Here is an 11,166-nt window from a genome sequence, read left to right as displayed (position 1 = left end):
CATAGTTTGTATTATACTCTGTTCTATGAGGGATAACAACAAAGTATTGGTTGGTCTATGAGAAATAATACTGAAATTAGGCATGGTAGACACTGTGTTTTCAAGATGCATGTTCATTTGGTTTTTGTGACTAAATATCGAAAACATGTTTTTGACGATGATGCGATTGATCGGCTGCGAGTGATGTTTTCAAGCGTCTGTACTGACTTTGAGGCTACGCTTATTGAAATGAATGGAGAACATGACCACGTTCACCTTCTGATTGAGTACCCGCCCAAAATGACTGTTTCTAAGCTGGTGAATAGTCTGAAAGGTGTTTCAAGCCGCCTACTTCGCCAACAAAGGCCGGATATCGAAAAACGGTACTGGAAAAATACGCTATGGAGTTCATCGTATTTTGCTGCATCCTGCGGCGGTGCGCCGATCAGCATTATCAAGCAGTATGTGGAACAGCAGCGGACGCCAGATTAAGACCTTTGCTCTACATCCCCGCCCTGAACGACGGGGCCTTTCGCAAATTATCCGGTAACGTAAAAGATGCCCGCTTTCGCAGGCATCTTCATAAGTCAAGATTGCAAAACTCCCATGACGCCCTTAAGGCTTCACGATAACCGGCGTTCCTTTCGGTATCTTCGGGTAGAGTTTTACGATATTCGCATTGGCGACTCGAATGCACCCGTGGCTTGCGGCGGTTCCAATCTGCGCCTTATTCGAAGTACCGTGAATACGCAACCCTGTATCATGACCGTTTTGGTTGAGGTTCATGGCGCGGATACCGAGCGGGTTGTTCGGGCCGGCCGCAATTGTTTTGGGCATACCGGAGGCCCAAGCGCTACCCGGGTTACCCCATGTCGGGTGGAGACGTTTGGTGCCGATGGTATAGTATCCGGAGGGCGTTCTGTGCCCCGCTTTCCCGACTGTCACACGATAGGTCGTATTCGTTTTCACGCCGTGATCGTAGAGATAAAGGCGACATGCTGATTTGTCTACGACGATGCACTTTCCAAGTTGCACGCGTTTCGATAGACCGGCTTTTGTAATCCTTCGAGAAACCGTCGCCGCTACCGCTCCGGTATACTTCGCCTCACCGAAAGCGCCGAGCGCCGAATACATGGCGGTTTGCACGGTGCTCGAAGAAAGTGAGTACCCGGTGGAAGCGTTTATGATAACCATTTTCTTTTCTTTGGAAGAGTAAGCATACCGGATATTCTTCGCCTTCGACGTGCGGTCCTTTGCAATCGCATTCGCCTTCTTCACCAAAGCCGCCTTCTGAGAAGGAGTCATCGTCGATTTGGTGATGTCGGCTGGACTTTTCGACCCGACGATTGCGTTACGCTCAGAAGGCGAAAGTGTGAATTTCTTTCCGCCGACGGTCACCGTGAAAGAAGTGACACCGGCGGCGGCGCTTGCTTGAGCCGAACCGACGAAAGCGAACAACATCGCCGATGAAAGCATTAGGACGAGAGCGATATTTCTGTTTTTCGCACCCATATTACAACCTTTTCTTCTTGTGTCATCAACCGCATACGCATCGATTTTTCATACAGACTACGCTGCAAAATATCTGTGTATGATAATATCACCGACTCGGTAGCATTCCGAAGTATGATTGACGCTCAATAATATTTGCGGCTTCGGCCGTTCGCTGCACTTGACCGCGAACCTCTAAACCGATAACATACTTAAACGCGTGAAATTGGCCGGATAGCTCAGTTGGTAGAGCAGAGGACTGAAAATCCTCGTGTCGGCGGTTCAAGTCCGTCTCCGGCCACCATATCGCTTCATCAAGACTCCTCTCGGGGGTCTTTTTTGTTTGCTCGATGATCTTCGGCGATGGATATGCTCTACACCTTTACGGCGTGGGCTGCGTGTTCAAGCCCAAGGTGGCATCCGGACCGGTGGACACGATTACCGTAACCGCCGAGCCTTTCTTGACCATTATGCCGACATTGGGAGTTTGCGAGATGACGCTTCCTTTTGCAACCGTATCAGAGGAACTCGTCGATGAGCTCAACGTCAGCCCCGTAACCGTGACGAGTTTTTCTGCAGCTACATTCGTAAGTCCGACGACGTTGGGAACGCTGACCGTCGTCACAGGCTTGGGACCGGTGGACACTACGATGGTGACCTCGCCGGCAGTTGCAACGGAGGCACCGGCATTCGGTGTCTGCGAAATGACTCTGCCCTTCTCAACATCGCCATCGGGTTTCGCCGAGACGCTTACGCTGAACCCCTTGTTTTTCAAGGTACTGACCGCAGTATTCTCTCTTTGTCCGACGACATCGGGGACAATGACATTTTCCGTCGAAGGCGCAGTCGTCTCTACTTTCACCACTTCGAGATTGACCTTGGAGCCTTCGGCGACTTTCGTACCCGCAGTCGGATCGGAAGATGCGACATCACCGGTTTTATGAGCACCGCTCGTCGCATCGACTCTTGTGATCGTTCCGACGACGAGCTTTGCGACTTCGATTTTCTTCGTCGCTTCGTCAAGTTGCAGTCCGGTCACCGTCGGAACGGTAACCTGTATCGTAGCCGTGTTATTTTCAGTTTTTTTGATGTGGTTGAGGTACAGACCGCCGGCGATGAGCGCCAAGGCGAGAATTGCGACAATCACCCAAAAACCGACCTTTGACTTCGGCTCGGCACCACCGTTGCTTCGGGTATCGGGAAGTTGAGATGCGACCACGCCCGCCGGAACGGAAGTATTATACTCTCGCATGACTTGAGGAGACAGACCGGCCGCCTCGAGCACGCCGACGGCTTCGACTTCACTCATGCCGACGACATCGGGAAGCACCGTCGCCGGCCGCGGATTCCCGGCCTGTCCGCTTGACACGAGCACCGCCGTCTCCGAGCCCACGACGACATTTGCCTCGGCCGAAGGGAACTGTGCACTGACAGCGCCTTTACGGACGGTTTCATGGTAATCGTAAACGACTTTCGCCTGCAATTTCGCACGTGAGATGGCTTCGAGCGCCACTCCTTGCGATTTTCCCACGACATTGGGCATGGCGCTAAACGTCGTAGGCTGTATCAAAGCAGGGCCCTGTGACACGACGATGACCACACGCGACCCCTGAGGAATCGACCCTTTTTCGTACACGATCTTTGATTTTGCCATTACCTGTCCTTTTCTCAAATCCAACTTACCGAAAATGCCCCACCCGACCGGGACGATGTGTCGAGGCGCAATGCCTCGGCGCATCGCCGGTTCGATTACTCCGCTTTATACGTCGGTGCAGCTTCGACGGCTCCGGTTGCAAGCCATTCCGCAGCCATATCCCTCAACAAGAATTTCTGAATCTTACCACTCGCCGTCAACGGGAACTCGTCGACGAACCACACATACTTCGGCGCCTTATAGCGAGCCATTCGCTTCCAACAAAGCTCCTTGATGTCGGTGTCCGTTATCGTCGAACCGGCCTTTTTGATGACGAAGGCCGCCGGCAACTCACCATACTTCTCATCGGGAGCACCGACCACCTGAACGTCGGACACACCTTCCATGGTATAGAGAAACTCCTCGATTTCACGGGGATACACATTATCTCCGCCACGAATAATCATGTCTTTGATCCGCCCGGTGATGCGATAGTATCCCTGCTCATCGACCGTCCCCAAATCTCCGGAGTGCAGCCAACCGTCTTCGTCGATGGCTTGCGCGGTTGCTTCGGGCATACCATAGTAGCCCTTCATGATGTTGTAACCGCGACAGCAAAGTTCGCCGATTTCACCGACTGCACACTCCTCACCGGTTTCGGGATTCTTTATCGAAACCTCGACATGCGGCGTCATCTTACCGACAGTTTCGGCGCGAATCTCGGGAGGATCGTCGGTTGAAGTTTGGCAGAACACCGGACTTGTTTCGGTCAAACCGTAGGCGATGGTCATATCTCTGCAGTTCATCTTCTTCATGACATCATTCATCACATCGATCGGACACGGCGAGCCGGCCATGATTCCGGTACGCAATGTCGACATGTCGAACATGTCGAACATCGGATGATCGAGTTCGGCGATAAACATAGTCGGTACGCCGTAAACCGCCGTACATTTTTCTTTTTCGATTGCAGCGAGAACGAGCAACGGATCGAACGCCTCGATGAGCACGACGGTCATTCCATGCGTCAATACCGCCATCATACCGAGCACGCAACCGAAACAGTGGAACAACGGAGTCGGCAGACAGAGCCTGTCCACACCGGTGAACTTTTGACGCTCACCGATATAATATCCGTTATTGACGATGTTTCGAGACGACAACTGTACGCCTTTGGGAAAACCGGTCGTCCCCGAAGTGTACTGCATCATGACGACATCGTCGGGATCGCCGGAGTCTACCGCCTCGCGCAACTTCGCATCACCGGTGTGCTCTCCGAGAAGAAGCAACTCGGGCATCGAATAAAATCCCCTATGCTTTTCGGGGCCGAGATACATCAGCGAACGCAGCTTGGGAAACTCTTCACTTCTCAGATAGCCGCGTTCTTGCGTCATCATCTCAGGAACGAGTTCCCGCAGCACCGATACATAGTCGACATCGCGGTAGTTGTCCACGATTGCAAGTGCTTTCATATCGGACTGCTTCATGAGATACGCCAACTCATGCGATTTATAAACGGGGTTGACCGTGACCAAAACGGCTCCTATTTTTGCCGCGGCGAACATGAATGTCAACCAATCGGGCACGTTTCGCGCCCAAATGCCGATATGATCGCCGTGACCGATTCCTATCGCAATCAATGATTTCGCGAGTTGGTCCACTCGCTCGTCGAACTCCGTATAACTCCATCGCAACGCTCTATCGGGCATTACACAAAAATCACGCTCGGGGTGTTCCTTTACTTCCTTTTCAAAAAACTGACCCATTGTCAAATTGGTAAAAGGCCCGTCGTATTGTTTTGTCTCCACAATTAGGTCCTTTCCATCTCGAGAGGCAAATAGTATGTCTTACGCCGGGGTGTACACGACGGCCATGATGCGCGTCATGCCGTCGCCGTATCCACGCACCTGATGCGGAACGATGGAGTCATAATAAATCGAATCACCGGGCTTGAGTACATACGTGTCTTTTCCATACTCGATTTCGAGTTCTCCGTTCATGACGTAGATGAACTCTTCCCCTTCGTGCGTCGAAAGATCACGCTCGGTGTTCGGGGCGACATCGATCATGAAGGGATCCATGTGACGCGAAAGTTTTCCCTGCGCCAACGAGAAGAAGTCGAGCGGAGCGCTCTTCGTTCCCGTTTCGAGGCTCTTCATGCGAGAAGTCCGCTCGGCCTCTCCGGCCCGAGTCACACTCGGCCCTATTCCCTTGTCGTCATCGAGCAGGGTTCCGAGACGTACGCCCAGTGAACGAGTGATCTGAATAAGTGGCGAAAGCGAGGGTACGATTGCATTCGACTCGATTTCTTTGATTGTTTTCACACTGCACCCGCTGCGCTCGGCGAGTTCTTCCATCGACATCCGATGCGCGGTTCGCAGGGTGGTCAACTTCTGACCGATGTGATTCGTCGACATGATAAAACCTTCCTCTTCTTGTTTCTCTCTAAGTATAGCTTGCCCATTGGCAAGGCAACTTCACAAAATGAACTAACACAAGAAAAATCGGCAGCCAAACCGAGGTTTGCTGCCGATAAATAGTTAGGTAATACGTGTAAATAACTATTGCTCGATAGTACCTCGTCCCAAAGACAACTTGCCCTGTAGCTTGCGAGATAGTAGCGATAAAGTGAAGTTTATAACGAAGTAGATGAGGGCGATCAAAATATAGATGGTGATAACCTGCGTCGCTTTCCAATACTTGCCCGTGAGGATAACACCCTCATACATCAATTCGAACGCACCGATGGTCATGGCGAACGAAGAGTCTTTGATGACGGTGACGAATTGCGAAACGATCGGCGGTATCATCTTGACGACGGCCTGCGGCAAAACGATATAACGCAGAATTTGAACATAGTTAAAGCCCTGAGAATGCGCCGCTTCCCACTGCCCCGTACCGATGGAGTTCAAGCCGCCGCGAACCACTTCGGCAAGAAGCGACGAAGTGAATACGGTCAATCCAAATATTGCCGCATCTCTGGACTGCAGCCCCCCGACGAAATAACAAAAGAGCAATATGAGCAACAACGGAATGTTTCGAACGAACTCGATATAGACCGTTGCCGCCTGGCTCAAAACGGGAATCTTAGAAAAACGCGCGATACCGAGAAGCGTACCGAAAATAAAACTCAACACAATCGTGACCAGCGCGATAACGAGCGTCAGTTGCAGCCCTCGACCGAGCGCCGCATAGATGACCGGGTCTTTGAGCATGGAAACGACATCAGGACCCATCCAATTAAGCATTCCCATGCACCTCCGCTCTGTCTTCGAGCTTCTTGGTCAAAACCGCGAGAGGAAAGCAGAGGGCGAAGTACAACAAACCGACGACGATATAAGTCGGACCGTAGTTACCGGCGTTGCCGGCATATGAGTCTCCTCGATACATCAAGTCTCCACCTGCGATGACGGCCAATATCGAAGTATTCTTAATCAAAACAACCGCTTGATTCGTCAGCGGTGGCAATACGACACGGAGCGCCTGCGGAATGATGACATGCCGCATGGCTTGAATATAAGAAAATCCTTGTGACAAAGCCGCCTCGATTTGGCCGTGATGAATCGATTGGATTCCGGCGCGAACGACTTCGGCGATATAGGCGCCATGGTAAAAACCCACTCCCATGATTCCTATGACAGTCACCGGGATGACGGCCTTGGGCGCAATCAACGGCAACGCATTGTAGAGCAAGAACACCTGAATGAGCAAGGGAGTGTTCTGAAAAAACTCCACATATATGCGGGCAAAAAAGCGCGCGACTTTCCAATGAGAGCTTGAGAGGACGCCGAAAACAACGCCGATGATCATCGCAAGCGCGAGACCTGTAACGGACACTATCAACGTGACTCCCAAGCCCTCGATAAGCATGGGGACATTGGAAAGCGAGGCTTGCCATTTTTGGAGACTGAAAGGGCCCATCGTTAATTAAGATTCCACTTCTTCAAAAGAGTCGCCATTTCACCGTTCGCCGTCATTTCTTTCAGCATGGTGTTGCACTCTTCGGTGATTCCGTCGTTACCTTTTTTGGTGGCGATTCCGTACTCCTGCGGTGCAAACCCTTCTGCGAGGATAACCTTGTCGGAGCTCAGATAGCCGGTCAGGATCGACTTGTCGACTGAGAACGCATCGATTCGTCCCGACTCGAGAGCCGCATTGATTTCAGGGTAGCTCGCAAATTCAAGATAATTCGGCTTGATGGAAAGCTTCTGGGTCGCAATCTCGGCCTCGATGGCATCCTTTGTAGTCGCGCCTTGGGCCACGCCGACCTTCTTGCCGTTGAGATCCTTGAGCCCGGCGATCCCGGAGTTTTTCTTCACGAGAATTCCCACTTCATCGGTATAGTAACCATCCGAGAAGTTCCACTGCAGCAAGCGATCGGGCTTGATTGTGAAAGTCGCGATTACGACATCGAGTTGACCGTTGTCGAGAAGCGGCCCGCGCGTTTTCGCGGTAACGGGCTCAAGCTGAATTTTGCTCTCGTCACCGAGAATTCGTTTTGCGAGCTGACGCGCCAAATCGATTTCGAATCCGTCGATTTTATTGGTCTTGGGATCCTTGTAACCGAAGTTCGGCACATCGACCTTCACGCCGACTTTGAGCACACCGGCATCTTTGATCTTTTGGATGTCGGACGAGACCCCGGTGCTACCGGTGGTCGCCGCTTCCTCCGTGCCGCACCCTACCAGTGCAGTAACGCTCAAAACGAGCGCAAACGCGATAACCAGAACGAGCATTTTCTTCTTCATGATTCCTCCTTCTTATTTCAACCGTTTCGATCCCCCCGATATCGAACCGAGAGTTTCCCCTAATCGTACCGTGTATGCATCTCGCTTACACGCAACCCCTATTCACAGCGCGTGACTTTCATGCGCGGCATTACCTATCGAAGTATTTTGCTCAAGAATAATTTTGTGCGATCGTTTTGCGCATTTTCAAAGAAGTGCGCCGGAGTGCCGTCTTCGATAATTCGTCCCTCATCTACGAATACGACTCGATCGGCGGCCACTTTCGCAAACCCCATCTCATGCGTCACGACGACCATCGTTATGCCCTCTTCGGCCAGTCCGATGATAACGTCGAGGACCTCTTGGATCATCTCCGGATCGAGCGCCGAAGTCGGCTCATCGAACAACAAGACTTTCGGATGCATGTTGAGCGCGCGCGCGATGGCGACACGCTGCTGCTGCCCACCGGAAAGCTGATTGGGATACGCGTTGTACTTCTCGCGTAAGCCCACCCGGTCCAAGTAGGCCATTCCGGAATCCTCTGCTTCCTCTTTCGACACCCCTTGGACGACGACGGGGGCAAGCGTCAGATTCTCAAGCACCGTTTTGTGCGGGTACAGATTGAACTGTTGGAACACCATGGCGACCGACTGCCTGACCGCTGCGATAGGTACTTTGCGCGCGGTAAGCTCCACTCCGTCGACGAACACTTGTCCCGAAGTCGGCTTCTCGAGCATGTTCATGCAACGAATCATCGTGGATTTACCCGAGCCGGAAGGCCCTATGATGACAAGTTTTTGACCGGTTTTAACCTCGAGGTTTATATCCTTAAGAACGTGGTGGTCGCCAAACTTTTTATTGACGTTCTTGAGTTCTATCAACACATACCTCCGCTCTTGCGGTCTGATCTTTCGTATCGACTTTCACCGTTAAACGTAGAATCCAAACTGAATAAGATGCGCATGATTATGCCAGCATAAAATTTGACGAGGAAATGTTTTACAAAACGGTAAAACGAAACTTAATTCTAACCGTTTTACCTCGAAAATCAAAATGACCGGCTCTGAAGAGCCGGTCATAAGGCGAGTTATTTCCTTTGCGTCGATCAGCTTATCGGTGATGAAGCAAAGGAAGGTATACCTAATTTCGAATGAATTATTTAAGGCTGACGGCAGCACCTGCATCAGCGAGCTTACCCTTTGCCTCTTCTGCCTTATCCTTTGCAACGCCTTCGAGAATAGCCTTGGGAGCTGACTCGACGAGATCCTTGGCGTCTTTCAGACCGAGACCGGTTAGCTCACGAACGATCTTGATGACAGCGATTTTGTTGTCGCCGAAGCCTTCAAGGACTACATCGAAGTTGACCTGCTCTTCTTCAACCTCTGCGGCGCCTGCGCCGGCAGCTGCTCCTGCAGCCATCATAGGTGCAGCTGCAGATACTCCGAATACTTCTTCCAGTTCCTTAACGAGCTCTGAAAGCTCGAGTGCCGGCATCTCTTTGAGAGCCTCTACGATTTCTTCGCGGCTTACAGCCATAATCTTTCTCCTTTTCGTCGGTGACCGTATCATTCAGTCATCAATATCAATATTTTTGTAGCGATTGCACCTCTGTGAGGGATATCGCATTTTCATCAACCTGTGCTCACCACTACGCGGGTAGCGCACATTTCTCTGCAGCACAAAGCTGCAAAAACTCGATTACGCGGCTTTTTGATCCGCAACCGCCTTGAGAGCGGTGACGAGACCACGTGCCGGTCCGGCAGCAACGGTAACGAAACCGCGCATCGGATTTTGAAGCGTTCCAAGAAGTTTTGCAAGAAGCTCCTCGCGTGAAGGAAGCTTTGCAAGTGCCTCTACTCTCTCATTGCTGAGAACTGAATTTCCGACAAGCGCACCTTTGATTTCAAGCACCTTGTTTTTCTCAGCGAACGTCGAAAGGACTTTCGCGGGAGCAACCGGATCGCCTGAAATGAAGACGAAAGCCGTCGGACCCTCGAGATACTCGTCCAAAGAAGGAAGAGCCAACTCGCGAATCGCAAGCTCGGTCAACGAGTTCTTGTAGACGGTCATGGAAGCATCGGCGTCACGAAGATTCTTGCGAAGTTCGGACACGAGCTTGACCGTAAGTCCGCGATAATCGACGAGGATAACCGAGTCGGACTCGCTGAAGCGAGTCTTAATCTCCTCGAGCACGTCTTTCTTATTCTTAGTAGTCATAAAAGTAACCTCCTTTCTTTTACGCATGGTCAGCTGCCTGCAGTAGTTGCAGCGAGCCGCCCATCATAAAAGAAATGAAAACGACCCCCATGCCATGTGAGGCAAGAGGGTCGCTACAGTTCGAATTCGAAATGTGTTCGGTAATGAATTACCGGCGATTACCTCGGCAGGCCGAAACGTATTATCTCGTTTCGTTTAAGCTTTTTTTAAAAAGCACCGACTGTCTCTGGCAGCAAGCACACGTATTTATTTTTCAAGCAACGATTAGTATAGCCCATTTGCCCGTTGCCGACAAAGGCCGATAGAACTCGAGAAGAAATCTTCCTAGTCGAGGATACCGCGAACGATCGACGGATCCACGCGGACACCGGGTCCCATCGTCGAAGTCAAGGTAATCGACTTGACATATTTTCCTTTTGCGGAGGCCGGCTTGACGCGCAAAATCTCACTGAAGAGAGCTGAGTAGTTCGCAGCCAAATCCGCGGCACTAAACGATGCTTTGCCGACGATGATATGGCAAATGCCGAACTTATCGGCACGATATTCCACACGACCCGCTTTGAGTTCCCCGATGATTCGAGCGACATCGGGAGTCACGGTTCCGAGTTTCGGGTTCGGCATGAGATTACGAGGGCCGAGAAGCTTACCCAAGCGACCGACCTTCGCCATCATATCGGGAGTTGCGACAGCGGCGTCGAAGTCGAAAAAGCCGCCTTGAATCTTTGTGACGAGCTCATCGGAACCGACGAAGTCTGCGCCGGCAGCCTCAGCCTCACGTGCCTTGTCGCCTTCGGCGAAAACGGCGATACGAACCACTTTACCGCTACCGTTCGGCAACGAAATCGATCCACGAAGCTGCTGATCGGCTTGACGAGTGTCGATGGCCAGACGAAAGTGCACTTCGATGGTTTCATCGAATTTCGACGTGGCGTTCGATTTGACGATAGTTGCCGCCTCCAGTGGGGCGTACAGCTTGTCAGCCTCGATTTTCGCTGCACCCGCAGCGTATTTCTTACCTACTTTAGTCATAAAAACCTCCAAGTGGTTAGACGGGCTTTGAGTGGCCCTCCCACGTGTGATGCGAATTCATCACACTTATAAGTTAAACATCCGTTCATC

12 protein-coding genes and 1 tRNA gene are annotated in these 11,166 nt (G+C 51.5%); 2 read left to right on the top strand and 11 right to left on the bottom strand.

Annotation, left to right across the window (positions count from 1 at the left end; translation table 11 throughout):
- Positions 1-57: 57 nt before the first annotated feature.
- The gene (gene tnpA, locus JJE36_01870; GenBank protein ID MBK5211058.1) at positions 58-471 is read left to right on the top strand and encodes an IS200/IS605 family transposase; all 414 of its coding nucleotides are present in this window, start codon (positions 58-60) and stop codon (positions 469-471) included.
- Between the two features lie 123 nt (positions 472-594).
- Here the strand turns inward: tnpA and JJE36_01865 are convergent, their stop codons facing one another.
- Positions 595-1,491 (bottom strand): L,D-transpeptidase, encoded by an 897-nt coding sequence (locus tag JJE36_01865; protein ID MBK5211057.1) that lies wholly within the window; start codon positions 1,489-1,491, stop codon positions 595-597.
- 207 nt (positions 1,492-1,698) lie between these two features.
- On the opposite strand from JJE36_01865, the gene JJE36_01860 reads away from it, so the two are divergent.
- Positions 1,699-1,774: transfer RNA gene (locus tag JJE36_01860), tRNA-Phe, on the top strand.
- Positions 1,775-1,852: 78 nt separating this feature from the next.
- Here the strand turns inward: JJE36_01860 and JJE36_01855 are convergent.
- The 10 genes from JJE36_01855 to rplA all read right to left on the bottom strand — a co-directional run bounded on the left by JJE36_01855 (position 1,853) and on the right by rplA (position 11,076).
- Positions 1,853-3,124, bottom strand: a complete 1,272-nt coding sequence (locus tag JJE36_01855; GenBank protein ID MBK5211056.1) for a PASTA domain-containing protein — start codon at positions 3,122-3,124, stop codon at positions 1,853-1,855.
- A 95-nt stretch (positions 3,125-3,219) separates the two neighbouring features.
- Positions 3,220-4,869, bottom strand: coding sequence for an AMP-binding protein (locus JJE36_01850; GenBank protein MBK5211055.1), 1,650 nt, complete (start codon positions 4,867-4,869; stop codon positions 3,220-3,222).
- Between the two features lie 81 nt (positions 4,870-4,950).
- Positions 4,951-5,523, bottom strand: coding sequence for a cupin domain-containing protein (locus JJE36_01845; protein ID MBK5211054.1), 573 nt, complete (start codon positions 5,521-5,523; stop codon positions 4,951-4,953).
- Between the two features lie 141 nt (positions 5,524-5,664).
- Positions 5,665-6,318, bottom strand: coding sequence for an amino acid ABC transporter permease (locus JJE36_01840; protein ID MBK5211053.1), 654 nt, complete (start codon positions 6,316-6,318; stop codon positions 5,665-5,667).
- 25 nt (positions 6,319-6,343) lie between these two features.
- The gene (locus JJE36_01835; protein MBK5211052.1) at positions 6,344-7,024 is read right to left on the bottom strand and encodes an amino acid ABC transporter permease; all 681 of its coding nucleotides are present in this window, start codon (positions 7,022-7,024) and stop codon (positions 6,344-6,346) included.
- Positions 7,025-7,026: 2 nt separating this feature from the next.
- A complete protein-coding gene (locus JJE36_01830; GenBank protein ID MBK5211051.1) occupies positions 7,027-7,851 on the bottom strand; it encodes a transporter substrate-binding domain-containing protein in 825 nt (274 codons plus the stop codon).
- Between the two features lie 134 nt (positions 7,852-7,985).
- A complete protein-coding gene (locus JJE36_01825) occupies positions 7,986-8,711 on the bottom strand; it encodes an amino acid ABC transporter ATP-binding protein (protein ID MBK5211050.1) in 726 nt (241 codons plus the stop codon).
- 274 nt (positions 8,712-8,985) lie between these two features.
- Complete coding sequence (gene rplL, locus JJE36_01820; protein ID MBK5211049.1) at positions 8,986-9,366, bottom strand: 50S ribosomal protein L7/L12; 381 nt, start codon at positions 9,364-9,366, stop codon at positions 8,986-8,988.
- A gap of 162 nt (positions 9,367-9,528) precedes the next feature.
- Complete coding sequence (gene rplJ, locus JJE36_01815) at positions 9,529-10,047, bottom strand: 50S ribosomal protein L10 (protein MBK5211048.1); 519 nt, start codon at positions 10,045-10,047, stop codon at positions 9,529-9,531.
- A 324-nt stretch (positions 10,048-10,371) separates the two neighbouring features.
- On the bottom strand, positions 10,372-11,076 hold the full coding sequence (gene rplA, locus JJE36_01810) for a 50S ribosomal protein L1 (GenBank protein MBK5211047.1): 705 nt from the start codon (positions 11,074-11,076) through the stop codon (positions 10,372-10,374).
- Positions 11,077-11,166 lie beyond the last annotated feature (90 nt).

This window comes from Coriobacteriia bacterium, assembly GCA_016649875.1.
Taxonomy (GTDB): Bacteria; Actinomycetota; Coriobacteriia; order WRKU01; family JAENWW01; genus JAENWW01.
Note: the sequence above shows the minus strand (reverse complement) of the source record. Positions and strands in the feature narration are given on the sequence as shown.